Raw genomic sequence first — 24806 nt, 5'->3', positions numbered from 1 at the left:
TGGCTGACGTGTTCGACCGGATGGAAGCGGCGGCGCGGCGGGCGCGGAAGGCGTCGCCGCTGACGCCCGGCCAGATCTCGGTCGCGCGGCGCTATCGCACGCTGGTCGAGCGCCACGACGCGGGCGGGATCAAGCTGTCGAGCATCGAGGGGCGGACGGGCGGCTCGGGCGGGCGAGGGGCCGACGTGACCGACCTGCGTCTGATCGAGGCGCGCGAGATCGCGGCGCTGCGCCGCCGGATCGGCGAGGGCGCGGCGATGGTAGTGCGCCGGGTGCGCCCGAGCAGGCGCGGGCCGGGGGCCTCGATCATCCTCGACCGGCGGCTGGTGGATGCGATCTGCCTCGAAGACATGGACCCGAGCGCCGTTCTGGCGGCCCATGGGTGGGCAGAGCGCGGTGAACATCGGGATCGGCTGCGCATTGCCCTCTGTGCCGCCTTGGACCGAATGCAGGGCTATACGGGGCGATTTCAGCAGGGGCCTAACGGGGGGGCTTGACGCTTAAGTCCGTCGGATGCATGTCTATCCATATGATCCACAATAGCGCCCGGAGGGAACCAATCCCTGCCGGGCGCTTTGCTTTCCTGACATTGCGATGACTGACGGGGTGCCCGATGCGGAAGCTGTGCCGGTCGCCCGGTTGCGACGAGCTCGCGCTTCCGGGCCTTGCCCATTGCGCCGAGCATGAGGCCTTGCGCCAGCGCCGGCTTGCCGAGCGACGCCAGGCCGCGAAGGTTGGCCAAGAGGCGCAGGCGGGTGGCGAGTTCTATCGAACCGCCCGCTGGCGCAAGGCGCGGGCTGTGTTCCTCGACCGTCATCCGCTTTGCGAAGACTGCGCGAGCCTTGGCCTTGTCGTCGCTGCCACCGAGGTCGACCACTGGACACCGCACCGCGGCGACCCGGTGCTGATGTGGAACAGATCGAACTGGCAGGCGCTGTGCAAGCCCTGCCACAGCCGCAAGACCGCACGCGAGGTCTGGCACGGCGGCAGGCTTCCGAAAGGGGAATGACGATGGACAGCACGGAACAGGCGACCGGCGAGAAACGGGTCCGCCGCCTTCTGATCGAAGCGCTGGAACTGCGGGGGCTGGCCCGGCCGAGCACCCTGACGCGGGCGCAGTATGAGGCGATGTGCGCTGACCTGTGCCAGCGCCTGGCCTACATGACCGAGGCGAGCCTGATGGCGCTGGAAGAACAGGTTGCCTCGAACCCGGCGGGCAAGGACCGCGACCGGATGCCGATCAGCAACCGCATTCTCGAATGGGCCGGGCAGATCCAGCCGCCTGAGGATGGCGCCTCGCCGCTGATGCGGGCCGTGTTCGGCCATGACCTCGGCGCCACCGCCATCGCCGAGGGATGGGCGCCCGAGCTGATGACCTATCTGCGCGACAAGCGGATGTGGCCGACGCCCTACGCGGTGACGATGATCCGTGAGAAGGCCGACGGCCCGCGCCGGCAAATGCTGATCCTCGAAGAGCGGATCGGCTACGGCTACGAACCGGGCGCCGATGATCGTGCGTTCCTCGCGCGACGCCGCGCGGCGGTCGAGAAATGCCGCCGGGTCGCCGAGCTGGCTGCCGCCGGCGCCTGAGATCCGGGCCGGACCGGGGGTAGGCTGGAAATTACGGCCCGACACCCCGGACCGGCCGTCGGAGCTGCGTTTTCGTGCCGGCCGAATTGAGAAAAAAAGCCCACTGGAGGATAAGCCCTTGAAGGGAGCAAAGCCTGTCATCGCCGGCAATGTCATCCCAATGAAGGGTGACATCCAGAAGCCGGTTCCCGATCCGCCCGCCGATATGTGCGGCCGCGCTGCCGAGGTCTGGGCCGAGCTGGCGCCGCACCTGGTCGCCAAGGATCGGCTCGACCCGCTGTTCCTGTATCAGTTCCGGTCCTACTGCCAGAACGTGGCGAACTTCATCGAAGCGACGATCTCGATGGAAGTCGAAGGTCTCTATTACGAAGTCGAGACCCGCAACGGCCGCCAGCAAAAGGCGACAGCGGCCTTCAAGGTGCAGCAAGAGGCAATGAACCAGATGCGCCGTGACTCGGCGCTGTTCGGTCTGTCGCCGGTCGACGCGATGCGGATCACCTCGGGCGGACAGGGCGATCTGTTCCGCGACCTGATGGACAAGCTTGATGGACCCGATTGACCACCCGGTTTCGCGCTACGCTCTGGATGTGGTCGAGGGGCGCGAAGTTGCTGGCGAGCTGGTGCACCTCGCTTGCGAGCGTCACCTTCGCGATCTGGAGACCGGGCGCGACCGCGGGCTTTACTTCGATTGCAAGGCCGCCACGCGGATCATGAATTTTGCGAAGCTGATCCAGCACACCACCGGGCCGCTTGCGGGCAAGCCGCTGGCGCTTCAGCCCTGGCAGGCATTCCGGCACGGATCGGTGTTCGGCTGGAAGCGCGAGGACACCGGGTTGCGCCGGTTCCGCTCGACCTATCATCAGGTCGCGAAAAAGAACGGCAAGACCACCGACACCGCGGTGCCGCTGATGTTCACGCAGCTGTTCGACGGGGAGGCGGCACCGCAGGGCTATTGCACGGCGACGACACGCGACCAGGCGCGGCTTCTGTTCGACGAAGTGCGGCGGATGATCAAGGCGTCCCCGGCGTTCTTGACGTTCATGGACACGCGCAACAAGCACCAGATCAGCACGTTGCCGACCGGCGGCTTCGTGCGCCCGCTGAGCCGCGACGGCAATTCGGCGGACGGCATCAACCCGCATTTCGTCGCACGCGATGAGGTGCACCGCTGGACTGACCGCGAGCTGGCCGAGGTCGTAGTGAACTCGATGATCGCGCGGGCGCAGCCGATTGACTGGGCGATCACCACGGCCGGCGCCGACATGGCGTCCATCTGCGGCGAGATGCGGGACTATTCGGCGCGGGTGCTGCGCGGCGATGTGCATGACGATAGCTTCTTCGCCTATGTCGCCGAGCCGCCGCACGACTGCGATGTGAACGACCCGCGGTTCTGGAAGATGGCGAACCCGAACCTCGGGGTGGCATTCTCCGAGAAACGCTTTCGCGAGATGCTGGCCGAGGCGCAGGCCATCGCGGGCAAGATGCCGAACTTCCGGCGCCTGCACATGAACCTTTGGACCGAGGGCGCGCAATCGTGGATCGAGCGCGAGGTCTGGGACAAGGGCGCCGAGCCTTTCGACATGCGGGCACTGCGCGGGCGCGATGCCTGGGTTGGGCTCGACCTGTCGAAGACGACCGACCTCACCGCGATCTGTGTCGCGGTGCCGATGGACGGGCTGGTCTACCTGATCAGCTATACCTTCCTTCCAGCCGGGCCGAAGGGCTTCATCCAGCGCGCGCAGAAGGAAAAGCGCGAATACATCCAGTGGCGCGATGAAGGTTGGCTGGAGGTGCATCAGGGCGGCGTGATCGACGACGATCAGGTGATCGAGCGCATGGAACAGATTCGTGTGTTCTTCAACGTGCAGGAAGTCGCGTTCGACCGCTGGGGTATGAAGTACGTCGCGAAGGAACTGGTGCGCCGCCGCTTCCCGCTGGTCGAGCATGGGCAGGGCTATGCGTCGATGTCCTCGCCGATGAAGCGCTTCGAGGAAGCGGTTGCGAAGAACCGGCTGCGCCACCGTGGGAACCCGGTTCTCGCCTGGGCGGTCGGCAACGTGCATCGCGACGAAGACGCGGCCGAGAACTGCAAGCCGAACAAGGCGAAGTCGCGCGGCCGGATCGACCCGGCGGTCGCTGCCATCATGGCGGTCGGCCGGGCCGAGGCCGCCGAAAAGAAACGCAAGGCTAGGGAGATCGAGAACCTATGAGCATGATCGGGAAGTTCCTCGGCCGGTCCTGGGCCGCGCCGCCTGCGCCTGCTGCGCGGGTCGAGCCGGTGCTGTCGGCTGCCGTGGTGGCCGATGCGCCTTCTGGGGTATCGGCGCCGGCGGGCTGGCTGCGCGATGTCGGTTGGAGCGGACAGAGCCGGGTGAAGTCGCTGCCGCGGGTCTCGCCGACCACGGCGCAGAAGCACGCGACGGTGTTCAGCTGCTGCAACGTGATCGCGGGCGATCTCAGCAAGGTGCCGCTGAAGCTCTATCAGCGCGGTTCGGACGGGCGCGAGCATCGGGTCCGCGATCACCCGGCGGCTTATCTGCTGAACGTCGAGAGCGCGCCGGATGTTCCGGCCGTGGTGATGCGCTATGCCCTCGGCTACGTCTACGCGCTGCGCGGCAATGCCTATGCTTACGCGCCGCGCGACGGCGGGGGTGAGCTGACGCTGATCGACATGCTGTTGCCCGATGCGGTCTCGGTCCTGAAGAACGGCCGGGATCGGTTCTACGACATCGAGGACGGGGCGGGTGTGCTGCGCCGGGCGCCGGCGCGTTCGGTGGTGCATCTGCGTTACATGGCGCTCGACGGCTGGACCGGGCGTTCGCCGATTGAGGTGGCGGCCGAAAGCGTCGGCATCGCGCTGGCCGGGCAGGAAGCGGCGGCGCGCAACGCCTCGGGCACCTTCATCAAGGCTTACGTCAAGATGGCGGACGCCTATGACGACGATGAAGCCTATTACCGCAATCAGCGGCGGCTGCGTGCGACGCTCGACGATCCCGAGGGGAAGGGGGTTCCGATCCTCGGCGAGAGCGACGAAATCAAGAGCCTCGACATCAGCGCGGCCGATCAACAGCTTCTGGAAAGCCGGCGCTTCGACCGCGAACAGATCGCCTCGATCTACCGGGTGCCGCCGACCAAGCTGCAGATCCTCGAATACGGGGTGAAGGCGAACTCGGAACAGGCGGCGACCGACTACCTGACCGATTGCCTGCTGCACTGGGGCGGGCTGATCGAACAGCAATATGCGCTTTCGCTGCTGACCGACCGGGAACGGCGCGCCGGCATGTTCTTCCGCCACGACTTCGACACTCTGCTGAGGCCGACGACGAAAGAGCGTTATGACGCGCTCAAGGCGGCGGTCGGCGGGCCGTTCATGACGGCGAATGAAGCGCGGCAGAAGGAAGGCCTCGAACCGCGCGACGAGGGAGATCAGCTCTATCCGCCATCGAACATGACGCGCGATGCGGGCACCACAACGGGAGATGGAAATGCGAACTGACATCCGGGCCATGCTGGCCGGGGCACCGACGGCCATCGCGGCCGAGCTGGCGATGGACCTGCTCGCGCGCGATCTGCCCGAGGCGGGTGCCGGGCCGGCGCAAACCGCGCTCGCGGCCGAGAGGTTCACGGTTCAGCGCGGCCTCGCAGTTGTGCCGGTCTGCGGCATCCTGACGCCGAACAGCGCGATGCTCGAAGCGTGGTTCGGCTGGAGCAGCTACTTCGGGCTTGTCGATACCATGGCCGAGCTGACCGAGCGCGCCGACATCGCGGCTGTCGTCCTCGATGTCGACAGTCCCGGCGGGCTGGTGATCGGCTGCGAGGGCGCGGCGGCGGCGATTGCCGCGACGGCCGCGGTGAAGCCGGTTCATGCGCTCGCCTCTCCGATGGCGGCTTCGGCGGCCTATTGGCTGGCCTCGCAGGCGACGGATATCGCGGTCACGCCCGGCGCGGTGGTCGGGTCCATCGGTGTCGCGCTGGAGGCGTCTAGCATCGTCGGCCCGAACAGCTACGGCGAACAGGACTACCGGCTGACCTCGACCCATGCGCGCGCCAAGCGGCCTGACCCCGGAACGGCCGAGGGCATGACCGAGCTGCGCCGCTCGCTCGACGATGCCGAGGCGGTGTTTCACGCGGCGGTCGCTGCCGGCCGGGGCATCCCGGTTGCCGAGCTGCCGGGCCGGCTGACCGTGACGGACGATCCGCGCGACGGCGGCGCGGTGTTCCGCGGGCCGGATGCCGTGGCCCGCGGCCTCGCCGATACCGTCGAGACCCGCGCGGCGTTCTACAGCCGGATGTTCTCGACCTACGGCGCCACGTCCGGGGCCGCCACCTCGGCCCGGTTCGGGGCCATCGCCGCCGCCGCGCAGGCCCGCGCGGCGCTCTGACGTTTTCCGCAATCCTGCCGGTCGCGGCAGGTGCATCACCGCCGCCTTCGGGCGGCTTTTTTTATGGGAATGACCACGATGAAACTCGACGATCTGCGCCGCGACCGGAAGGCCGCTGCCACCGCACTGTCGTCCGCGGCCGATGCGATCAACAAGCTGGAAGAGGCGGGCACCGCCACGGGCACGCCTGAGCATGTCGCGGCGGTCGCGGCCTTCGATCAGGCGAAGCGGGCCTTCGACGATCTCGACGCCGGCGTGAAGCGCGCCGAGACCACCGAGGCCGCGCTTGCCGCTGCGGCGGTGGGCGATCAGAACGGCCAGCGCGCGGCGCAGGGGCTGAACGCGCAGCCGAAGAACCCGGCCGACAAGGGTGTCGAGGTCGGCTTCGTCGTTCACGCTCTGGCGCGGGCGCACGGCGACCGGGACAAGGCGGCGGCCTTCCTGGAGAACGAAGGTCACTCGGGGATCTCGGCGGCGCTGTCGGGTGCGACCGAGGCCGCGGGCGGCGTGACGATCCCGCGCCCGATGGCGGAAGGGCTGATCGAGCTGTTGCGCGCCCGCGTGGTGGTGCGCGCGGCTGGTGCACGCACCTTCCCGATGCCGGCGGGCCAGATCCGCAACGCGAAACAGATCGCCTCGGCCACCGCGACCTATCAGGGCGAGAACGTGGCGATCACCCCGAGCGAGCCCGGGTTCGACAAGCTCGATCAGAGCTTCAAGAAACTGACCGGGCTGGTGCCGATCGGCAATTCGCTGCTGCGGCATTCGGGGCTGGCGATGGCGCAGATGGTGCGCGACGACCTGCTGAAGGTCATGGCGCTGCGCGAGGATCTGGCCTTCATCCGCGGGGACGGTTCGTCGAACACGCCGACGGGCATTCGCAACTGGATCGCGTCGAGCAACTGGCTCGCGGCGCTCGATGCGGGCATCGCCGCCAATGCGACCGCGGCCGACGCGGCGCTTCGCAAGGCGGTCTCGGTGGTCGAGGATGCCGACGTCGCGCTGACCAATCCGGGTTGGATCATGCGCGCCTCAACGAAGAACTGGCTGGCGTCGCTGCGCGATACGAACGGCAATCTGCTGTATCCGTCCATCGACACGAACGGTCAGCTGAAGGGCGCGCCGATCTATGTCACCTCGCAGGTGCCGAACAGCCTCGGCACCAATGGCGACGAAACCGAGGTCTACTTCGGCGAGTTCTCCGAAGCGATGATCGGCGACAGCATGGAGCTGAACGTCTCGATGTCAACAGAAGCTGGCTACATGGACGGCTCGACTTTCGTCTCGGCCTTCCAGAACGACCTGACGCTGATGCGCACGATCTCGGAGCACGATTTCGCGCTGGAACACGACGTCGCGTTCTCGGGCTTCAACGCGGCCGGCTGGTCGCTCTGACGCCTCTGGCGGCGTGGCTTCTGTCGCGCCGCCCTGATCTTCCTCTTTCACAGGACAGGACATCATGACGAAACTCGCAATCCGCTTCGCCCGCTCGCATGGCTCGTACAACGCCGGCGAGGTGGCCGCACTCGAGGCCGAAATCGCGCTGGCGCTGATCGCCAAGGGCGTCGCCGCGAAGCACACGAAACAGCCGGCCGTGAGCGGCACCACCTCGGCCAACAGTTCCGATCTCGACGGCCGGTCGGCCGAACTCGACGCGCGCGAAGCTGCGGTTGCTGCGCGTGAGGCGGCGATGGATGCCGCTGCGACTGTCACCGCGGACTTCGACAAAAGCGGCAACCTCTATGCCAAGCAGGTCGCACAGGAAGCAACTGCTGCTGCGGTTGCGACCTATGAGGCCGCGCAGGAAACGACGGACGCCGCCGAGGATGCCGCGCCGGTCGACGACACGGGCCTGCCGACGCAGGGTAAGTGACGGGGTAGGGGATGCGGATCATCACGCCGCCTGCCAATTTGCCGGTCACGGTCGAACAGTTCGCCCGCCAGCGCCATGTCGACGATGCCGACGCGGTGCTGATCGGCGAGCTTCTTCAGGCCGCGACCTCCGTCGTCGAGACGGCCACGAACCGCATGATCGTGCCGCGCCGGCTGACGCTCGGTCTGCCGGAAGGGAACTGGTCGCGGTTCTGGCTGCCGGTCGCCCCGGTCATCGGGCTGGCTGACGGGGCGGGAACCGAGATCGTGACCCCGTTCAGCGAACCGTGGATCGCGCGGGCGGATGCGCCGGACGACACGATCACCGTCGATGTCGGCTATGGCACCAACGACGTGGTGCCCGCGCAGCTCGGTCAGGCGATCCTGATGCTGGCCATGGAATGGCATGAAGCCGGGATCACGGTCGAGGAAACCTATACCGCGCCGACGCTGAGCTTCGGCTTCCGGCGCCTGGTCGAACAGGTCCGCTACCGGCGGCCGATGGTGGTGGCGTGATGGCGCGGCTCGACAGGCGCATTCAGCTGCGCCGGGCCGCGGTGTCCGATGACGGCTATCGCACGGCGCCTCGGTGGAACGCTGCAGACCCGGAGGCCGACAACCTCGGCTCTCCGGTCTGGGCAAGCCGCAACGACGTGTCGGACGCGGAACGGGCGCAAGCCGGCTGGACAGAGGCCACGGTGGTCAGCCGGTTCATCGTGGCTTCGACCGCGTTCACCCGCGCGATCCTGCCGAGCGACCGTATCGTCGAGGGCGGTCGCGTCTATGACATCGCCGGCATCAAGGAACACGGCCTTCGGGGTCGTCTGGAAATCACCGCAAGCGCGAGGGCAGACTGATGGCGAACAGCACCAGCATGAACATCGAAGGGTTGGTCGATCTCGACAAGGCGATGGACAACCTGTCAAAGGCGACGAACCGCCGGATCTTGCGCAATGCGTTGAGCAAGGCGGCGCAGCCGATGGCCGACGCAGCGGCCGCGAATGCTCCGAAGCGGACCGGACGTCTCGCGCGCAGCATCATCGTCGGCTCGAAGCTCAATGACAGTCAGAAGAAAATGCACCGCAAGCTGACGGCGGAAGAGCGTTCCGCCGTCACGCTGTTCGTTGGGCCGTCTTATCGGGAGGGTGCGGGCGGTAGAGCGGGCCATCTGGTCGAGTTCGGGACGCGACCGCATATCAACGGCGGGAAGTTCAAGGGCACTCGCAACCCCGGCACGAAGCCGCGCCCGTTCATGCGTCCGGCGTTCGATGCCGAGGCCGAACCGACGGTCAGGCGCCTGAAGCCGCTTCTGTGGGCCGCCATCGACCGGGCCGCGAAGCGTGCCGCCCGGCGGTTGGCGAAAGGGGGCTGAGGTGCAGACCGAGTTTCGGGCGCTGCTGACCGGCTCGGCCGAGGTCACCGCGCTGGTGCCGGCCGCACGGATCAACTGGAAGGAACATCCGCAGGATGCCCCGTTCCCGGCGATCATCCTGCATCTGATCGGCAACGCGCCGGGGCTGACGCAACAGGGGCCGACATCGCTCTGGAGCGGGCGGGTTCAGGTCGATTGCCTGGCGCTCGACTATGCCACGGCGGCGCAGATCGGCGCGGCGGTGACGCGGCTTCTGAACGGCTACCGCGGCGGCGGGTTTCGCGGGGTCTTCCTCGCGTCGACGCGCGACGATCAGGACACGGGGGCGAGTGATCGCCCCTTTCTCATATCCACCGATTTCATGACACACTGGAGAGAAACATGACGGAAGTCGCTTCTCAGGGCGATATCAGCTACGGCGACGAACTTTGGATCGGGCCGGTGACGGGAACGACCGGCGGGACGGTCGCGACCTGGACGCAGATCTATGGCGTCGAGGAAGTGGGGATGCCGGAAAAGACGCCCGATGACGTCGATTTCACGCATCAGCAATCCCCCGGCCGGTCGAAGGAAACGAAGCCCGGCCTGCTGGCCGCGGCGGACTGGTCGCAGGATCTGCAGTTCTGGCCGGCCCATGCCTCGCAGATCCTGCTGGATGCGCTGGCGACGCTGACCGAGGCCGGCACGCCCGAGGATGTCTATTTCGAGTTCAACGTGGGTGGGATGCGCCGCACCTATCGGGGCTACGTGAACACCTTCGTGCCCTCGGGCACCGTGGGCGACAAGCGCATGGCCGCGCTCTCGGGTAAGATCTTCGAACGCATTTCCCCGAACCCGCGTGAGGTGGCGTGATGGCTGACGTGACCGGTACTCTGCACCGCGAATTCGGCGGCAAGACCTATGCCCTGCGTCTGACGATGCGCGATATCGCCACGCTTCAGGGCGACTACGGCGACGACCTCGGCGGTTGGCTGTCCGAGACCCCGCCGCGCATCCTGAACTTCGGCTTCGCGGTCGACGTGATTTCCCTTGCGGTGTCGCGCGGCTCGAAGATCGCCGAGCGGCGCGAGGCAGACGAAATCGCCGATGAACTGTTCACCGCGGACCGTGAGCTGTTCACGGCGGTGATGTCGGCGACCTTCGCGTCGGAGGCTGCGGCGAACGGCGACGCCTCGGGAAACGGCGCGGCTCCGGCGGATCAGGCGCAAGTCTGAGCGTCGGAGCGCTGTTCAAGACCTATGTCGGGGCGGGGCTGAACCCGTCCCGGTTCTGGAAGATCGGCCCGCGCATGGTGGCGCTGGAACTCGAAGGGGCGGCGCTCAGGATCGCGCGCGAGCGGGAACTGGTCTGGCTCGGGGCGATGCTTCCCTACTTCAAGAAACATGTCCCGCTCGACGAATTCGTCGGGCGCAAGGCGGACCCTGCGGAGCGGGCGCGCCGCTTCCATGCGGCATGGGATCGGATCGACGCGGCACTGGCCCGCAACAACAGGAAAGGGGGGTAAGGTATGGCGTCGGGTGTCATCGGGTCTTTGCGTGTCAATCTCGGTCTCGACAGCGCGCAGTTCATCAAGGGCATGGCAAACAGCCGCTCGGCCATGCTGCGCTTCGCGGCGAAGGCGGGCACGCTCGCGGGTACGGCCGCGGGCAGCATGAAGACGGCCATGGTCGCGATGGGCGTCGCGGCCATCGACAGCGCGACCGAGATCGAGAACCTTTCGCGCGTGGCGAATACCACCCCGCAGACTTTTCAGGAATGGGCGGCGGGGGCGAAGTCGGTCGGCATCGAACAGGACAAGCTCGGCGACATCCTGAAAGACACCAACGACAAGGTGGGCGATTTCATCTCGACCGGCGGCGGCGAGCTTCAGGATTTCTTCCAGAACATCGCCCCGAAGGTCGGTGTGACGGCGGATCAGTTCCGCCGGCTTTCCGGCCCCGAGGCTCTGCAGCTCTATGTCGACAGCCTCCAGAAGGCCGGGCTGAACCAACAGCAGATGACCTTTTACATGGAAGCCATCGCGGATGAAGCGACGGCGCTGTTGCCGCTTCTGAAGGATGGCGGCAAGGGCATGTCCGAATATGCGGTCAAGGCTCGTGCCGTCGGCGCAGTGATGGACAGCGACATGCTGGCGTCACTCGACCGGGGCAAGGTGGCGCTCGCGGATATGAAGCTCGCGCTGACGGGCATGAAGAACACCATCGGCGCACAGGCCGTGCCGGCAGTCGAAGCCCTGTCTTCGGCGGTGACGACGGCGGCGACCTTCATGCGCACCCATGCCGCCGAGATTATGACAGTGATGCGGACGCTCGCCGGGACGGTTCTGGTGACGGCGGCCGTGTTCGGCGGGCAGTATGCGATCAATGTCGGGGTCAGGGCCGTTCAGGCCATGGTCGCGGCGGCAACGCAATCCGGGGCTCTGGCCGCGATGATGGGTGTCGAGGCAACGGCCGCGGCGACGGCAAGCACGGCTACCCGCGCCCTCGCGATCTCGATGGTCGTGCTGCGCGGTGCGATCATCGCGACCGGCATCGGGGTGTTGGTCGTCGGGGCCGGTTACCTCTTGGGCAAGTTCTTCGAACTGGTCGGTGCGGCCGGTGGGTTCGGCAAGGCCCTGACCCTTCTGGGCGATGTTGCCTCCGGGGTCTGGGCCGGGATCGTTGAGAGCGCGAAGGTCATCCCGCTCGGGCTGGCTGCCCGATGGGAAGCGATCAAGGCCAGCTTCTTCGACCTGATGGCGACGATGCTGATAAAGTGGAAAGGCTTCGTGGAAACCCTGTCTGGGGCATTCGACGGAACACAGTTTCAGGGGGCCAGCGACAGCCTGAAAAGCTCGGCCGATGGTCTCGCGTCCTCGATTGCCGATTACAACAAGGCGGCATCCGATGCCGATGTCGCATCGGAACAGCTCGCGAAGACCGCATCCGAGAAGGTCACGACCGCATTCGCCGGCGCGCGCGATGCCTTCGGCAAACTCTCGCAGACGGCCAGCGAAACCAACACCACGACCACCGACTTCGGTGGCGGCGGTGGCGGGCTGGCCGCGGTCTCGAAAGGGGCGGACAAGGCGAAGCAGAAGCTGAGCGATCTTCAGCAGGTCATGAAGCGATTGCGCGATCAGAACGCCGAGCTGTCGGCCACGATGAACATGACCGACCTTCAGGCCCAAATCTGGAAGAACCAGAATGAGGCCGGCGTCTCGGCCGACAGCGCGAACGGCAAGGAAATCGCCCGGCTGACGACGCTGAACGAAGGGATGCAGACGCTGAAGAGTGCAACGGACGACTGGCAGTCCTCGCTGTCCAGCACCTTCGGCGAACTTCTGTCGGGCACGCTCAGCTTCAACAAGGCCCTCGGCCAGGTGATCGGCAAGCTGGGCGAGATGTGGATGAACTCCGCATTCCAGTCGTTGTTCGCCGGATCGTCGGGGTGGATGGGCAGCGTCCTGTCGGGCCTCGGGATCGGGCAGAATGCCAATGGCACGAACAACTGGGCCGGCGGCTGGACCTCGATCAACGAACGCGGCGGCGAGATCGTCAACCTGCCGTCCGGGACGCAGATCATCCCGCACGACGTGAGCAATCGCCTCGCCGACAGTGCGGGCGGCTCGGGCGGTGCGCTCGATGTCCGCATCACCGCCGCCTTCGACGAAAGCGGCAACCTCTATGTCAAACAGGTCGCGCAGGCCGCATCCGCCAGCGCGGTGTCGAGCTATGACGCTGCGCTTCCGAACCGGGTGCAGCAGATCTCCGCAAACCCGAGGCGTCGCTGATGGCCCTGAGCTTTCCCTATCCTCTGTCGTTTCTCAGCGACGTGTTGCGCAGGGTCGATGTTACGTTCGACCTCCAGCGCAACGACGAACTGTCCGGCTCCGGCGATAGCCGGTACTGGACTTCGGAACTGGCCCGGCCGCTCTGGACCGTCTCGGTCTCGATGAGCGCGCACAAGCCGGCCGACGCCCGTGCGGTCGATGCCCGCATTCGGGCACTGGCCGGGGCCAAGGGATCGTTCCTCTTCGCCGATCCGCTCTATGCTCCGGCCGCCGGTGGCGTTCCGGGCAGCGCGGTGACGGTCAGAGCGATCTCGACCGAGCGCGACATGATCGGCCTTGCCGGTCTGCCCGAGGGCTACCGGGTCGAGATCGGCGACCGCTTCAGCATCGCCTCGGCAGCGGGCGCGATCTACTTCGGCGAGTTCGCTGAGGCAGCCGTTGCGACCTCCGCGGGCATCACGGCGCAGCTCACGGTGACGCCTTATCCGCCGCTGTGGCTTGGCGCCGGTGCTTCGGTCGAGCTGGCGATGCCCTATCTGAAGGCGTTCATCCCGCCCGGCGGGCACACGCCCTTCACCACTCACCCCGGCTACTACGCCGATAACGCCTCTCTCAGCATGGTGCAGCGCCCGTGAAGATCTATGATGAAGCCGTGGTCGCTAAAGACATCGGAGAATCGAGCATCCCCGTGTCATCAGGTCATGCTCGGCCGTCAATGATTTGGGCGATCAGTCTGGATGAAATGACCGTCCCAAGGCCATCGGTGCTGCCGATTGCGATTCCGATGAAGGTTCCATTCGCAAGTGCGGGGCCGCCAGAATATCCCTGTCGGAATTCTTTCGATGTTCGCAGGCTCCCACCGTTGTCGGCGACGAGCTCCATCTGCACTTTGCTTTCTGGATATGCGGTTTGGGGATTCAGATCTGGGAAACCGAATGTTTCCAGGCTGTTGCCTAAGGGAAGGTTGTCGAGAGAATAGATCAGCTCATGTCTCCGTACCCCTTTGGTGCGCGCCACTTCTGCAAGTGGCAAGCATATCACATCACTGAATATGCCGTTTGCCCGATGATATCGGAATCTTGGGGTTCGCGCCGGATCTTCATCGAAAAGACGAATGCGCTTTCCCTTGGGGGCCTTCTTTCCTGGAATCCAAAGTAAGATTTCATCCGGTAAAGATCTAATATCCTGTTGGAAATCTTGGCTTTTGTTCGGAACATGCGCAGCTGTTATCAGCCATAGTTCTCTCTTGTAACGGATGATCGTGGCTGCGCCGATATTCGTTGGTCCGACGTCTGTAATGCAGATGCACTGAGGAAGTGCCAAATCGAATCCCCCTGCTGAAATGGTGTCGCAGCCGCAGCATTGGGCCGCGCCGGGGCTTTGGTCGAGTCCCGGCGCTCTATCTTCCGTAAGGGCTATCCATGAAAATCTATGACGAAGCATTCGCCGCGAGCTTGTCGGCCGCGCGCGATGGCAGCATTTGCCCGGCGTGGTTTGTCTGGGCGGTCGGTCGCGACCGGGACACCGGCGACGATGCCCCGATTGGCCTGTGGTCCGGGGATGAGGATATCACGCTGTCGGTCGAACAGCCCGACGGCTCCAGCGTGTCGCGGACCTACATCGGCGGGTGCAACCTCGCGGTGCCGAACGGCATCCCCTACGTGGCCGACCTGACCGACAACCCGGTGACGGTGACGCTCAGTCAGATTGCCGATGCGGCGCAACAGCTGGTGCGCGGCTCCGACGTGCGGCTGGCCTATACCGAGATCCACGCGACGACATGGACCGGCGGCGGGCTGACCTCGGCGCCCCAACTGCAATGGGTGGGGATCGTCGACGAAGCGCCGATCTCGACCCCCTCGGCCGGCTCGGATGGCTCGATCAGCCTGACGATCCGATCCGAGATCATGCATCAGCTGACCGCGACGAACCCCGCGAAATCCTCGGACAGCCACCAGAAACGGCGGCTCTCGACCGACGGGTTCTGCACCTACGCGGGCAGCATCGAGGCAAGGAAGGTCCAATGGTACAAGAAATGAAGCGGCTGCCGGACTGGCGGGCGCGGCTGGCGGCCGAGATGGATCGCCAGCGCCGGTTGTCGTTTTCCTGGGGAGAACAGGATTGCGCGCTCGGGCTGGCTGGCGGGGCGGTGCTGGCGATGACCGGCGTCGACCTCACGGCCGACTGGCGCGGGCGCTACGGCACCGCCGGCGAGGCGGCCGAGGCACTGCACGCGGCCGGGTTCCAGAGCCTCAGCGATGCGGTCGCCGAGGTGCTGCCAGAACGAACGAACCTTCTGTCGGCCGCGGTCGGCGATATCGGGGTGATCCGCTCGGACGGCATCCTCGGCGAGGCGCTGTGCATCGTCGATGTCTCAGGGCTGATCGTCATGACGGAACACGGGCACGGGCGCCGGGCACGCGGCGACATGATCCGGGCCTTCCGCGTAGGGTAAGACCACATGAAAAAGCTGCTTCTCATCACCTCGGCGCTGGTCGCGCTCGGGGGCACTCCGGCTCATGCCGATCCGACGGGTGGCATCGCCACCGTTGTTGCCCTGACCGGCAGCGGCGTGGGCTTCGGGGCCGCGCTGGCCGCGACCTATGGCGCCTTCGGTGCGGCGGTGATCCAGCTCGGTATCGGGCTCGGGGCGAATGCGCTCGCGACCGCCATCGCCAAGGAAACCGCGTCCGGCTCGGCCACCAGCGTGTCGTTCGATCTGGAGTTCGGCGACGATACGGCGCTGGCTTTCATCGTGGGCGATTACGTCACCGCGGGGAAGCGGCGCTATATCGGATCGTGGGGCAAGAATGACCGCTACGTCACCGATGTGGTCGAGGTCTCGGCTCTGCCGCATCCGGGCCTTGCCGGTATGTGGGTTGACGACGAGGTGGCCGATATCGACACCTCGGCCACCGACACCGACGGGACCGGCTACGATCTCGGATACCCCGTCACGAACTATGACGATGAGGGCGACGACGGCACCGGACATCGCATCTGGGTGCGCTGGATGGACGGCACGCAGACCGCGGCCGACCCGATGCTGGTGGCGCTGTTCGGCGAGGATGAGGATTACCCTTGGACTTCCGACATGGTGGGCACGGGCAAGTCCTATGCCATTGTCACCACGCGCTATGACGACGACACGCTGACCACCTATCCGACCTATCTGTTCCAGCCCGAACCGCTGCCGATGTACGACCCGCGCCTTGACGCCACGGCCGGGGGCGCGGGGGCGCATCGCTGGGGGGATCGTGCGACCTATGAGGTCAGCCGCAACCCGCTGGTGATCGGTTACAACATCGCGCGCGGGATCTACCTGGGTGATGAATGGGTGTTCGGCGGGCGTAACCTGCCGGCGTGGCGCCTGCCGCTCGCCGAGTGGGTCGCGGCGATGAACGGGTGCGACGCGACGGTCGAACTCGATGACGGCAGCACCGAGCCGGCCTATCGCTGCGGTGCGGAAATCACCGTCGATACCGCGCCGGCCGACGTGCTCGAAGAACTCGGGCTGGCGGCGAACGCGCGCTTCGCCGAGGTCGGCGGGATGCTGAAGCCGGTGGTGGATCTGCCGGTGTCCTCGGTGTTCTCGATCACCGACGGCGATATCGTCATCACGCAGGGGCAGTCGTTCAAGCCGTTCAACACGGTGTCCGAGACCTACAACGCGCTAAGTGCGACCTATCCCGAGCCCGCGGAAAAGTGGTCTTCGAAGGATGCGCCCGAGTATGTCGACGAAGACGCCTTCGCGGCCGATGGCGAGCGTTATCTTCCGGTCTCGGTCAGCTATGCCGCGGTGCCCTATGCCGATCAGGTCCAGCGCCTCATGCGCGCGCAGATGCGCAGCTATCGCCGGATGCGGGTCCATCAGTTCTATCTGCCGCCCGGCGCCTACATGCTCGAACCGGGTGTCGACATGCTGACCTGGACGTCGGCGCGCAACGGCTATGACGCGAAACAGTTCGTCGTCGAGAGCGTGACGAAGCTCGCCGGCATGAACGTGCTGGTGACCCTGCGCGAGGTCGATCCGTCCGATTACGATTGGTCCACCGATTTCGAGCTGCCCTACACCACGGCGACGCCGGTGAACGCGATCCCGTTCACGCAGGGCATTTCCGATTGGACGGCGGCGGCGATCACCGTGACGGACGGGGCGGGCTCGGCCCGGCTGCCGGCGATCCTGGTGGGCTGCGCCGCGGGCGAGGTCGGTATCGACCGCGTGCGGGTGCAGGTGCGCAAGGTGGGCGACAGCGCGGCCACGCTCGACGTGATCCGCGCCTATGACAGCCCGTATAGCTGGACGATCACCGGCGTCGCGCAGGCGACCGACTATCAGGTGCGCGGCCGGCTGGTCTCGAAGCTGACGGCGCGGGCCGTGTGGTCGGACTGGATCACCGTCACCACGCCTGAGATCAAGGTGACGCAGGACGATCTTGCGGCCGAGATCGAGGCGACCTTCACCGAGATCGCCAAGGCGAACGGCGTCACGCCGGTGTCGTCCCTGCCGTCCTCGGGCGTGCAAGACGATCAGATCGTGCTGAACCTCGGGGATCACACGCTTTACCGCTGGGATGCCGAGGCGGGGGTCTGGAGCACGGATCTCTATGCCGGGGTGCCGGACGGCTATCTCGACGCGACGAAGTTCGCTGCCGGGATCGAGGCGGTGACCATCGTCGACACCTTGCCGACCGTGAAGGTGTCCTCGCTGGTGTTCTACGCGGGCGAGACCTATCGCTGGAACGGCACGGCCTACGTGAAGTCCATTCCCGCGGCCGACGTTCTCGGACAGCTGACGAACGATCAGATCGCCGAGGTGGCGGCCGCCAAGATCGCGGGACAGATCACCGGGGGTCAGATCGGCACCGGCGCGGTGCTGGCCTCGAAACTGGCCGATGCGGCGGTGACGGTCTCGAAGATCGCTGACGGGGCGATCAGCACCGCGAAGTTCGCGGCAGGGATCGAGCCGGTGACGGTCTCAACCGCCTCGACGCTGCCGAGCGTGAAGACCACCTCGACCATCGTCTGGGGCGGTGATCTCTATCGTTGGTCCGGCACGGCCTACGTGAAGACGGTTGCGGCTGGCGATATCGCGGGCACGCTCGCGGCGGCACAGATCGAGTCGGTGGCGGCGTCGCAGATCACCGGGCAGATGACCAATGCGCAGATCGCCGCCGTGGCGGCTGCCAAGGTCACCGGCCAGATCACCACGACGCAGATCACCGACAGCGCGATCAGCACCGCGAAGCTCGCGGCCGGGGCGATCACCGCGGCCAAGCTCGCGGCCGATGCCGTGACGGCGGATGCCATCGCGGCGAACGCGGTCACGGCCGTGGCTATCCTGTCCGGGGCGGTGACAACGGCCAAGCTCGCGGCCGGGGCGGTGACGGCCGCGACGATTGCCGCGGACGCGGTGACGGCGGACAAGATCGCGACCAATGCGGTGACGGCCGATGCACTGGCGGCGAACTCGGTCACGGCTGCGGCTATCATGGCCGGCGCCGTCTCGACCGATCAGCTCGCGGCCGGCGCGGTCACGGCTAAAACCTTGGCCGTGACGGACTTCAGCAACCCCTTCGCCGGGTCCGAGACCGAGGCGAACGGTGTCTGGAAATCCAGCGGGTCGGGGGCCTACTGGTCGACCGGGACCGCCTACAACGGCCGGGCAAGCTCGATGGCCCTGAATGGCAGCTATGGCGCTTCCTTCACATATGCCGGCTCGATCCCGGTCACCCCGGGGGATGAGTATTATCTGGAGGCCTACGCGATCATCTCGGGGGCGTGGGATGGAACGTCCGACTCGGCAAAGATCCGGGTGGCCGATCAGAACGGCGGTCTGATCGCCTCGGCCATATTCGGGGCGGACACCATCGCTGCGGGAGATTGGCGGCGGATCTCGGCTGCGTTCACGGTCCCGTCGGGAACGAATGCTCTGAGGGTGACAATCGCTCACAACGCCACGGCGGGCTATGCATTCCTGTCCGATCTGGTGTTGCGGCGCAAGAACGGGGGGGAACTGATCGTCGACGGCGCGATTGCCGCGGCGCAGATCGCGGCCAATGCAATCACCGCGGCGGCGATCTTGGCCGGGGCGGTGACAACTGAGGCGCTGGCGGCGAGTTCGGTGACGGCGGTCAAGGTCGCCTCGGCCGCGATCACCACCGGCAAACTCGCGGCCGGGGCTGTCACCGCGGATGCCATGGCGGCGAACTCGGTCACCACCTCGGCACTGGTCTCGGGGTCGGTCACGGCCTCGGTCCTGGCGTCGAACTCGGTCACTACCGGCAAGGTAGCTGCGGGGGCCATCGGCGCCGATCAGATCGCGGCGCAGGCTATCACCGCGGTGAAGCTCGCGGTCGCGAACTTCTCGAACCTGTTCGCGGGCTACGATGCACAGGACACCTCGCCGTTTCAGCCGGCATCCGGCTATGGGTGGGGTACGATGTCGGGCAGCAACGTCTACAACAGCGGCGTTGCGCTGAAGCTCGACAGCACCGTCGGATCGACCACGAAATATACGGTCAGGACGATGAAGGTCGCGCCGAGGGAACAGTATTACCTCGAGTTCTATGCGGCTCGGGATGCGTCCTTTGACGGGGCCGGAAACTCCAAGCTCAGGATCGGCGCGAGCAACGGAACGGTCTGGGCACTGACCTATCAGGCCAGTGCCCTGTCGCACTTCACCTCGGCCTGGACGAAGATCTCCGGCACCTACACGGTGCCGAGCGGCGTCACCAGCATCGACATTTCGCTGGGGAACGACGGGACCGCCGGTGCCGTCTATCTGACCGCCCTGACAATGCGACAGCTGAACGGCGGCGAACTGATCGTCGACGGGGCGGTCACCGCGAACAAGATCTCGGCGGGCTCGATCACGTCGTCGCATCTGACGGCGGGGTCGGTGCTGGCCTCGGCCATCGCGGCCGGCGCGGTGACGGCGGCAAAGATCTCGGTGTCGTCGCTGTCGGCCATCTCGGCCGACCTCGGGTCTATCGTCGTCGACACCGCGCATATCGGCGATCTGGCGGTGACGACGCTGAAGGTCGCGAACAACGCGATCACGGTGATGACGACCGGCGCCTGGACCGATTACGCGGTGACGCAGAACTCGGGGACGGACTGGACGACGACCAAGAGCCTGTCCTTCACCGGGACGGCCGGGGACAAGGTCATGGTGCTGGGCTACTACAGCATCACCAGCGACACGGCCACGGCTCTGACAAGCGGGGTTCGGGCGCTGTTGAATGGGGTCGAGATCCCCGGATCGGCGCTTTCTCTGACAGCGGCGGTCGCTGGCTCCACGACGACGAAGGAACTCGTCTTCACCGGGACCGGCACACTGGTGACGGGCACGAACACGCTCACCCTCCAGTGGCACCGAAGCAATACCTCGGCGCGCACCGACAACACCTTCAACAGCATCTCTCTTGCAGCATTCAGGGCCATGAAATGACGACATGGGTGATCCACACCACCGAAGGCGAGATCGTCGGTTCCTTCACCGGGACCGAAGGCGACCTTGCCCTGAACCTGCCCGACGGGCACGTCGCGACAGAGGGGCAGGGGAGTGGGCGCACCCACTACGTCGAGGCCGGGGCGATCCTCGAAAAGCCGCCACGGCCGTCGTTGCTCTACGCTTGGGATGCGGCTTCGAAGGCATGGGCGATCAGCGACACGGCGACGGCCTTGGCTTTCGCCGAGCTTCGTGCGGAACGCAGCCGGCGCCTCGCGGCCTGCGACTGGACGCAGGCGCGGGACTCTCCGCTGTCGGACGCAGACCTCGCGGCATGGGCGGCCTATCGCGCCGCGCTGCGCGATCTGCCCTCGACCGCCACGGACCCGACGGCCGTCGTCTGGCCCGAACCCCCGAACACCATCTGACGAAAGGAAATCGCATGGATACGAACGAACGAAATCAGCTGATCGCGCAGGTGCGCGAGCTGAAGGCGAAGACGGAATATCTCGAAGGGCGCAACCTGGCGCTCTCGATCACGGTGCAGGATCTGAGCGAGCGGGTTGCCGCGCTCGCGCCGAAGGACGGCGCGCCGGATGAAACCGAAAAGGAACGGGTGAACTGATGGCCTACAAGGTGATGATGAAGGGCATGTCGAGCTGGACCGCGATCTCGGCCGATGCCTACGAACAGGATGGCTCGGGCACGCGGTTTCGCGACGGCGCCGGCGCTCTGGTGGCGAGCTTCGCCGACGGGCAGCTGACGGCGGTCGTGCCCGATACGGTCGACACCTCGGCGAGCGAGGCGGGCGCGACCGATGCGACGGACACCGCCGCCTGAGCTTGCCGTCCTGACGGATGACCGCGCCCGGCCCTGTGCCGGGCTTTTCCATGCGCGAGGGGAGGTAGAGGTGCCCGGCGACATCACCATGACCACGGACGAGCTGGAAGACATGCTCGACCGGGCGGCCCGGCGCGGCGCGAAGGCGGCGCTCGCCGAACTCGGGCTTCACGACGCGCAGGCGGCGACCGACATCAACGACATGCGCAGCCTGATCGCCGCCTGGCGCGAGGCGCGCTCGACCGCCTGGCAAACCATGGTGCGGCTCGGCACCACTGCCTTGTTCGCGATGATCGCGACCGCCGTCTGGCTGCACCTCAAGGGGCAGATCCTGAAGTGAGCCCCGACACCCGATGACCCGCCGGGCCTGACCCGGGGGCGATCCGCCCGGCCTCGTGCCGGGCTTTTTTGTGGAGAAACGAATGAGTGCAAATCTCTCGCTGGGGCAGACCCAGCGGATCCTGTCGGTGTGCGCCGACGCCGGGCTGACCACGCCCCAGACGGCCTATGTGCTGGCGACGGCCTACTGGGAAACCGCGGGCACGATGGAGCCCGTCCGCGAGGCCTACTTCCTCGGCTCGGCCGCGGAGAGCTACCGCGCGAAGCTCGGCTATGCGCCGTGGTACGGCCGCGGCCTCGTGCAGCTGACCTGGCAGGTGAATTACGAACGCGCCGGGCGCGAACTGGGGATCGACCTGCTGAGCGAGCCGGACCTCGCGCTCGACCCGGACGTTGCGGCGCAGGTGCTCGTCGCGGGCATGGTCGAGGGCTGGTTCACCGGCCGGCGCCTCGGCGACTACATCACCGGCACGCGCTGCGATTACACCGGCGCGCGGCGGATCATCAACGGCACCGACCGGGCCGACCGGGTCGCAGAGATCGCGGGCGAGTACGAGGACGCGCTGACGCCCGCGCCCGATTATCCCTGCATGCGGCGCGGCTCGCGCGGCACCGCCGTGTCGCAGCTTCAGGCGCGCCTCGCCATCCTCGGCGCCGGGATCGAGGTCGACGGCGTGTTCGGCAATGACACCCATTGCGCGCTCGTCGCCTTCCAGCGGGTCCATGAGCTGACGGCTGACGGCATCGTCGGGCCGAAGACCTGGGCTGTCATCATCGGGGAGACCGAAGAATGAAGATCACCGTGAACCCCGCGCTGGTCCGCAACGGACTGCGCTATGCCGCCGGCGCGCTGGTCGCCAAGGGGATGATCGACGCCAACACCGGCGCCGCGCTGGTGTCCGATCAGGCTGTCGTCGACGCGCTGACCTCGCTCGCCGGGCTGGCGCTCGGCGCCGCGACCGAGGCGGTCTACGCGCTCGCGAAGCGCATGGGCTGGAGGACATGAGATCTCGCCGGGGCTGCGGCCCCGGCAAGTTTCTAGCTTCTGCGGGGGGCTTATTCGAGTACCCGCCACAGCGCTCCGCGCTCCCATTTGACAATATCTGAGTCTTAATGGGTTTCTGAGATTCTATTTTATGAAGCCAATTGCCTTTCCGTAATTTTCGAGTTTTTTTAGTGTGTAGTTTGCAATGTCGGCTCGTCCTGTTTTTGTGCGCCACATCATTTCAATTCTGGCTTTCCCAAACTTTCCGGTTATCAGCATATCTGAGCGTACGCTGTATGCTCCAGAAAGTGGCACCTCTATATTGAACGATTCTATAAGTCCGGCGGACAATAATGCATTGCCAATCGCGCGATTTACTGATGCGTCGTCTTGTTGGGCGACAGTCGCGACTTTCACGAAGGAGGTTATGCTTTTGTCCCCAAGTTTTTTCCCTCGAACAAGAGTCTTTTGCTTCCCAAGCTGGAGTATAGATCCTAGTTCACATTGCTGAAGGCGATTTGTAGCTTCTTCTGGCTTTTTTGGGGACAATGCGAAGTCTTCTTTCTTCAGCTTATCTTGTAGCCTATCGTCTGAAAAAGCTCGCACTGATGCTGTCGCCGCCAAAACTGGGAGGTGCAAAATCTTTGCATTAAGAACTGTAGCTAGTAGCCCCAACTTCTCAGGAATCTTTTTGAGATCCTGCACGATGTTGGCTTCGGTTGACGTCATAAGTCGGTCCATGTCAACTAATGACAAGTTTCCTCTAGTCAGTCCAGCCACTTCACCATCTGGTTCGTTACCTGCAATTACTACCACCCAAACATTGGGGTGTTCCTTCTCTAGTAGGCTAGAAACAGTCTGCTGCTTTTCAATGATTGCGTCACGCAAGTCCCCAAGAAAGTCACCTACGGTGTTCGCCTTTGCAGCTAAACTATCGATATTCTCAGCCGTGAGACCGAAATCTGATAAGCCGGCTCCCTGATTGAGCACGGCTAGAGTCCTGCTCGCGATCTCCGTGTATGTGTTCTTGCTTGGTCCCGGAAAGGAAATTGCGTCATCCTTCGACCCTAAAAGTGATCTCCCGCCAATCGTCCGTGATAGAGATACTAATCTGTCTTTTAGCTTGTCACTATTGCATGGCCATACTACCATCGCATTTTTGCCACGATCGCTTCTGATAAAGCCGTTGATGGCGTGCAGCCAACTCTCAAGTTCTTCATCTGTGAAAGACAGCGCGGCTTCTCGTTCTTCAAGGACGATAACCTCTATTGACAAGGTATTAGGCGTATTGTGATCGCGTAGGAAATTGGGAACATCTTCTCCGCCAGCAATGGATATGGTTGATACATTCTCGCGGTAAAGCCCTAGCGTATGGAGGAAGGTAGTTTTTCCTGCACCGGAGTTACCCCGTAAAATCATGAATACGCCTCGGCCAGACGATTTCATGGTCTTGTGAAGTGAATCGATTTCATTAAGCATGTCCAGAACCGGAACAATTATAGTACCGATGTTGTCGATTCCTATGCGTGAAAGAGCCTCAAACCTATCAGGAATTACGACGTCATCGATATGTGGAGATTCGATACTGGTGGGGTTGGGCTGGTTCATTTATCTTGTCTCTGATGTGGCTGCAGGTATACGAAGCATAGCAATATTTTCTAATCTCTAGTTATCACTAGGGTATCTTGCAGCATCCGTCACGTATGTTGAGTCATCTTGCGATCATTCTCTTTTCCTTGGGGGGCGGCGACAAGCAGAAAAACTTGATTCGATGAAGTGTGGCCGAGAAAGTGCTATTTTGCCGCCTCAATCCAGCCGCCGTGCCAGCTCCTCCGCCGTCTCGTTGTAATACGTCTGCAACTGCCGAAGGTCCGTGTGCCCGACCATCCGCGCTAGCGCCAGCACATCGAGCTTCTTCGACAGCCGCGTGATCGCAGCGTGCCGGCTATCGTGGAAGGTCAGCCCGGCAACGCCCGCGCGATCCCGCAGCTTGCGCCACAGCGCATCCAGTTGTCGGCTCTCCAGCCCGAACACCGGGTCCGCATGGGGCAGGGCCTCCAAGAGGCGCACCGCCTCGCGCGACAAGGGTACATCGCGCGGCCGGCCGTTCTTCGTGTGGTCCAGACGCGCGACCCGCTTCGCGAGGTCGACGCGATCCCATACCAGCCCAGCGATCTCGCCCGCGCGCATCGCGGTCTCCA

The 24806-nt window shown here is 65.2% G+C and carries 29 protein-coding genes and 1 pseudogene; 27 read left to right on the top strand and 3 right to left on the bottom strand.

Going from position 1 to position 24806, the window contains the following annotated elements; genetic code table 11:
- The 18 genes and pseudogenes from CG50_RS17135 to CG50_RS15120 all read left to right on the top strand — a co-directional run.
- Nucleotides 1-497: pseudogene (locus CG50_RS17135) on the top strand (hypothetical protein); the annotation flags it as partial.
- A gap of 116 nt (nt 498-613) precedes the next feature.
- Complete coding sequence (locus CG50_RS15200; protein ID WP_036640233.1) at nt 614-1009, top strand: HNH endonuclease signature motif containing protein; 396 nt, start codon at nt 614-616, stop codon at nt 1007-1009.
- Nucleotides 1010-1011: 2 nt separating this feature from the next.
- The gene (locus CG50_RS15195; RefSeq protein WP_036640230.1) at nt 1012-1590 is read left to right on the top strand and encodes a hypothetical protein; all 579 of its coding nucleotides are present in this window, start codon (nt 1012-1014) and stop codon (nt 1588-1590) included.
- On the top strand, nt 1508-2149 hold the full coding sequence (locus CG50_RS15190; protein ID WP_245615757.1) for a P27 family phage terminase small subunit: 642 nt from the start codon (nt 1508-1510) through the stop codon (nt 2147-2149). The genes CG50_RS15195 and CG50_RS15190 overlap by 83 nt, the downstream gene beginning before the upstream one ends.
- Nucleotides 2136-3800, top strand: a complete 1665-nt coding sequence (locus tag CG50_RS15185) for a terminase large subunit (protein WP_036640224.1) — start codon at nt 2136-2138, stop codon at nt 3798-3800. Before CG50_RS15190 ends, CG50_RS15185 begins: the two co-directional genes overlap by 14 nt.
- Entirely contained in the window at nt 3797-5086 is a 1290-nt protein-coding gene (locus CG50_RS15180; RefSeq protein WP_036640222.1) for a phage portal protein, read from the top strand. Before CG50_RS15185 ends, CG50_RS15180 begins: the two co-directional genes overlap by 4 nt.
- Nucleotides 5076-5972 (top strand): S49 family peptidase, encoded by an 897-nt coding sequence (locus tag CG50_RS15175; protein WP_051910074.1) that lies wholly within the window; start codon nt 5076-5078, stop codon nt 5970-5972. Before CG50_RS15180 ends, CG50_RS15175 begins: the two co-directional genes overlap by 11 nt.
- A gap of 69 nt (nt 5973-6041) precedes the next feature.
- Nucleotides 6042-7367 (top strand): phage major capsid protein, encoded by a 1326-nt coding sequence (locus CG50_RS15170; RefSeq protein WP_036640249.1) that lies wholly within the window; start codon nt 6042-6044, stop codon nt 7365-7367.
- A 64-nt stretch (nt 7368-7431) separates the two neighbouring features.
- Nucleotides 7432-7845 (top strand): hypothetical protein, encoded by a 414-nt coding sequence (locus CG50_RS15165; RefSeq protein WP_036640217.1) that lies wholly within the window; start codon nt 7432-7434, stop codon nt 7843-7845.
- Nucleotides 7846-7856: 11 nt separating this feature from the next.
- Nucleotides 7857-8360 (top strand): head-tail connector protein, encoded by a 504-nt coding sequence (locus tag CG50_RS15160; RefSeq protein WP_036640215.1) that lies wholly within the window; start codon nt 7857-7859, stop codon nt 8358-8360.
- Complete coding sequence (locus CG50_RS15155) at nt 8360-8701, top strand: phage head completion protein (protein ID WP_051910073.1); 342 nt, start codon at nt 8360-8362, stop codon at nt 8699-8701. The genes CG50_RS15160 and CG50_RS15155 overlap by 1 nt, the downstream gene beginning before the upstream one ends.
- Nucleotides 8701-9216, top strand: a complete 516-nt coding sequence (locus CG50_RS15150; protein ID WP_036640210.1) for an HK97-gp10 family putative phage morphogenesis protein — start codon at nt 8701-8703, stop codon at nt 9214-9216. Before CG50_RS15155 ends, CG50_RS15150 begins: the two co-directional genes overlap by 1 nt.
- Nucleotide 9217: 1 nt before the next feature.
- A complete protein-coding gene (gene gp17, locus CG50_RS15145; RefSeq protein ID WP_036640208.1) occupies nt 9218-9601 on the top strand; it encodes a tail completion protein gp17 in 384 nt (127 codons plus the stop codon).
- A complete protein-coding gene (locus CG50_RS15140; RefSeq protein ID WP_036640206.1) occupies nt 9598-10068 on the top strand; it encodes a phage tail protein in 471 nt (156 codons plus the stop codon). The genes gp17 and CG50_RS15140 overlap by 4 nt, the downstream gene beginning before the upstream one ends.
- Entirely contained in the window at nt 10068-10430 is a 363-nt protein-coding gene (locus tag CG50_RS15135; RefSeq protein ID WP_036640203.1) for a hypothetical protein, read from the top strand. The genes CG50_RS15140 and CG50_RS15135 overlap by 1 nt, the downstream gene beginning before the upstream one ends.
- A 74-nt stretch (nt 10431-10504) precedes the next feature.
- Nucleotides 10505-10720 (top strand): hypothetical protein, encoded by a 216-nt coding sequence (locus CG50_RS15130; protein WP_036640201.1) that lies wholly within the window; start codon nt 10505-10507, stop codon nt 10718-10720.
- Nucleotides 10721-10723: 3 nt separating this feature from the next.
- Nucleotides 10724-12988 (top strand): hypothetical protein, encoded by a 2265-nt coding sequence (locus CG50_RS16390; RefSeq protein WP_051910072.1) that lies wholly within the window; start codon nt 10724-10726, stop codon nt 12986-12988.
- Complete coding sequence (locus CG50_RS15120) at nt 12988-13623, top strand: hypothetical protein (protein WP_036640198.1); 636 nt, start codon at nt 12988-12990, stop codon at nt 13621-13623. The genes CG50_RS16390 and CG50_RS15120 overlap by 1 nt, the downstream gene beginning before the upstream one ends.
- A gap of 64 nt (nt 13624-13687) precedes the next feature.
- Here CG50_RS15120 and CG50_RS16940 read toward each other — a convergent pair whose 3' ends face one another.
- Nucleotides 13688-14311, bottom strand: coding sequence for a hypothetical protein (locus CG50_RS16940; protein ID WP_152559558.1), 624 nt, complete (start codon nt 14309-14311; stop codon nt 13688-13690).
- Nucleotides 14312-14409: 98 nt separating this feature from the next.
- Here CG50_RS16940 and CG50_RS15115 point away from each other — a divergent pair, with 98 nt between their 5' ends.
- From CG50_RS15115 to CG50_RS15070, 9 genes are all read left to right on the top strand, one after another.
- Nucleotides 14410-15027 carry a hypothetical protein gene (locus tag CG50_RS15115; RefSeq protein ID WP_036640196.1) on the top strand — a complete coding sequence of 206 codons (618 nt, stop codon included), beginning with the start codon at nt 14410-14412 and terminating at the stop codon, nt 15025-15027.
- Entirely contained in the window at nt 15012-15443 is a 432-nt protein-coding gene (locus CG50_RS15110; protein WP_036640194.1) for a DUF6950 family protein, read from the top strand. The genes CG50_RS15115 and CG50_RS15110 overlap by 16 nt, the downstream gene beginning before the upstream one ends.
- A 6-nt stretch (nt 15444-15449) precedes the next feature.
- Nucleotides 15450-20441: a hypothetical protein gene (locus tag CG50_RS16385; RefSeq protein ID WP_051910071.1), complete on the top strand. Its 4992-nt coding sequence runs from the start codon at nt 15450-15452 to the stop codon at nt 20439-20441.
- Complete coding sequence (locus tag CG50_RS16700) at nt 20438-20869, top strand: phage tail assembly chaperone (RefSeq protein ID WP_081880478.1); 432 nt, start codon at nt 20438-20440, stop codon at nt 20867-20869. Before CG50_RS16385 ends, CG50_RS16700 begins: the two co-directional genes overlap by 4 nt.
- A gap of 14 nt (nt 20870-20883) precedes the next feature.
- On the top strand, nt 20884-21066 hold the full coding sequence (locus CG50_RS15090; protein ID WP_036640192.1) for a hypothetical protein: 183 nt from the start codon (nt 20884-20886) through the stop codon (nt 21064-21066).
- Nucleotides 21066-21281: a hypothetical protein gene (locus CG50_RS15085; protein WP_036640189.1), complete on the top strand. Its 216-nt coding sequence runs from the start codon at nt 21066-21068 to the stop codon at nt 21279-21281. The genes CG50_RS15090 and CG50_RS15085 overlap by 1 nt, the downstream gene beginning before the upstream one ends.
- Before the next feature lie 88 nt (nt 21282-21369).
- On the top strand, nt 21370-21621 hold the full coding sequence (locus CG50_RS15080) for a DUF6127 family protein (RefSeq protein ID WP_051910076.1): 252 nt from the start codon (nt 21370-21372) through the stop codon (nt 21619-21621).
- A gap of 82 nt (nt 21622-21703) precedes the next feature.
- Entirely contained in the window at nt 21704-22414 is a 711-nt protein-coding gene (locus CG50_RS15075; protein ID WP_081880477.1) for a peptidoglycan-binding protein, read from the top strand.
- Entirely contained in the window at nt 22411-22626 is a 216-nt protein-coding gene (locus CG50_RS15070) for a Pam3-gp28 family putative phage holin (RefSeq protein WP_051910070.1), read from the top strand. The genes CG50_RS15075 and CG50_RS15070 overlap by 4 nt, the downstream gene beginning before the upstream one ends.
- Nucleotides 22627-22749: 123 nt before the next feature.
- On the opposite strand, the gene CG50_RS16935 is transcribed toward CG50_RS15070, so the two are convergent.
- Together CG50_RS16935 and CG50_RS15065 are read right to left on the bottom strand one after the other, a co-directional pair.
- Nucleotides 22750-24213 (bottom strand): hypothetical protein, encoded by a 1464-nt coding sequence (locus CG50_RS16935; protein ID WP_152559557.1) that lies wholly within the window; start codon nt 24211-24213, stop codon nt 22750-22752.
- A 198-nt stretch (nt 24214-24411) separates the two neighbouring features.
- The coding region (locus CG50_RS15065) for a site-specific integrase (protein WP_036640185.1) at nt 24412-24806 on the bottom strand (395 nt) is incomplete at its 5' end.

Origin of the sequence: Paenirhodobacter enshiensis, assembly GCF_000740785.1 — a bacterium.
GTDB lineage: Bacteria > Pseudomonadota > Alphaproteobacteria > Rhodobacterales > Rhodobacteraceae > Rhodobacter > Rhodobacter enshiensis.
Note: the sequence above shows the minus strand (reverse complement) of the source record. Positions and strands in the feature narration are given on the sequence as shown.

What these genes read in the sequence shown, in the direction of transcription:
- CG50_RS15140 (WP_036640206.1), top strand. Translation starts at nt 9,598, where the DNA reads ATGACGGAAGTCGCTTCTCAGGGCGATATCAGCTACGGCGACGAACTT.
- CG50_RS15120 (WP_036640198.1), top strand. Translation starts at nt 12,988, where the DNA reads ATGGCCCTGAGCTTTCCCTATCCTCTGTCGTTTCTCAGCGACGTGTTG.
- CG50_RS15085 (WP_036640189.1), top strand. Translation starts at nt 21,066, where the DNA reads ATGGCCTACAAGGTGATGATGAAGGGCATGTCGAGCTGGACCGCGATC.
- CG50_RS16700 (WP_081880478.1), top strand. Translation starts at nt 20,438, where the DNA reads ATGACGACATGGGTGATCCACACCACCGAAGGCGAGATCGTCGGTTCC.
- CG50_RS15150 (WP_036640210.1), top strand. Translation starts at nt 8,701, where the DNA reads ATGGCGAACAGCACCAGCATGAACATCGAAGGGTTGGTCGATCTCGAC.
- CG50_RS16390 (WP_051910072.1), top strand. Translation starts at nt 10,724, where the DNA reads ATGGCGTCGGGTGTCATCGGGTCTTTGCGTGTCAATCTCGGTCTCGAC.
- CG50_RS15185 (WP_036640224.1), top strand. Translation starts at nt 2,136, where the DNA reads ATGGACCCGATTGACCACCCGGTTTCGCGCTACGCTCTGGATGTGGTC.
- CG50_RS15195 (WP_036640230.1), top strand. Translation starts at nt 1,012, where the DNA reads ATGGACAGCACGGAACAGGCGACCGGCGAGAAACGGGTCCGCCGCCTT.
- CG50_RS15130 (WP_036640201.1), top strand. Translation starts at nt 10,505, where the DNA reads ATGGTGGCGCTGGAACTCGAAGGGGCGGCGCTCAGGATCGCGCGCGAG.
- CG50_RS16385 (WP_051910071.1), top strand. Translation starts at nt 15,450, where the DNA reads ATGAAAAAGCTGCTTCTCATCACCTCGGCGCTGGTCGCGCTCGGGGGC.
- CG50_RS15080 (WP_051910076.1), top strand. Translation starts at nt 21,370, where the DNA reads ATGACCACGGACGAGCTGGAAGACATGCTCGACCGGGCGGCCCGGCGC.
- CG50_RS15075 (WP_081880477.1), top strand. Translation starts at nt 21,704, where the DNA reads ATGAGTGCAAATCTCTCGCTGGGGCAGACCCAGCGGATCCTGTCGGTG.
- CG50_RS16935 (WP_152559557.1), bottom strand. Translation starts at nt 24,213, where the DNA reads ATGAACCAGCCCAACCCCACCAGTATCGAATCTCCACATATCGATGAC.
- CG50_RS15170 (WP_036640249.1), top strand. Translation starts at nt 6,042, where the DNA reads ATGACCACGATGAAACTCGACGATCTGCGCCGCGACCGGAAGGCCGCT.
- CG50_RS15135 (WP_036640203.1), top strand. Translation starts at nt 10,068, where the DNA reads ATGGCTGACGTGACCGGTACTCTGCACCGCGAATTCGGCGGCAAGACC.
- CG50_RS15090 (WP_036640192.1), top strand. Translation starts at nt 20,884, where the DNA reads ATGGATACGAACGAACGAAATCAGCTGATCGCGCAGGTGCGCGAGCTG.
- CG50_RS15155 (WP_051910073.1), top strand. Translation starts at nt 8,360, where the DNA reads ATGGCGCGGCTCGACAGGCGCATTCAGCTGCGCCGGGCCGCGGTGTCC.
- CG50_RS15165 (WP_036640217.1), top strand. Translation starts at nt 7,432, where the DNA reads ATGACGAAACTCGCAATCCGCTTCGCCCGCTCGCATGGCTCGTACAAC.
- CG50_RS15190 (WP_245615757.1), top strand. Translation starts at nt 1,508, where the DNA reads ATGATCGTGCGTTCCTCGCGCGACGCCGCGCGGCGGTCGAGAAATGCC.
- CG50_RS15115 (WP_036640196.1), top strand. Translation starts at nt 14,410, where the DNA reads ATGAAAATCTATGACGAAGCATTCGCCGCGAGCTTGTCGGCCGCGCGC.
- CG50_RS15175 (WP_051910074.1), top strand. Translation starts at nt 5,076, where the DNA reads ATGCGAACTGACATCCGGGCCATGCTGGCCGGGGCACCGACGGCCATC.
- CG50_RS15160 (WP_036640215.1), top strand. Translation starts at nt 7,857, where the DNA reads ATGCGGATCATCACGCCGCCTGCCAATTTGCCGGTCACGGTCGAACAG.
- CG50_RS15200 (WP_036640233.1), top strand. Translation starts at nt 614, where the DNA reads ATGCGGAAGCTGTGCCGGTCGCCCGGTTGCGACGAGCTCGCGCTTCCG.
- CG50_RS15110 (WP_036640194.1), top strand. Translation starts at nt 15,012, where the DNA reads ATGGTACAAGAAATGAAGCGGCTGCCGGACTGGCGGGCGCGGCTGGCG.
- CG50_RS15180 (WP_036640222.1), top strand. Translation starts at nt 3,797, where the DNA reads ATGAGCATGATCGGGAAGTTCCTCGGCCGGTCCTGGGCCGCGCCGCCT.
- CG50_RS15070 (WP_051910070.1), top strand. Translation starts at nt 22,411, where the DNA reads ATGAAGATCACCGTGAACCCCGCGCTGGTCCGCAACGGACTGCGCTAT.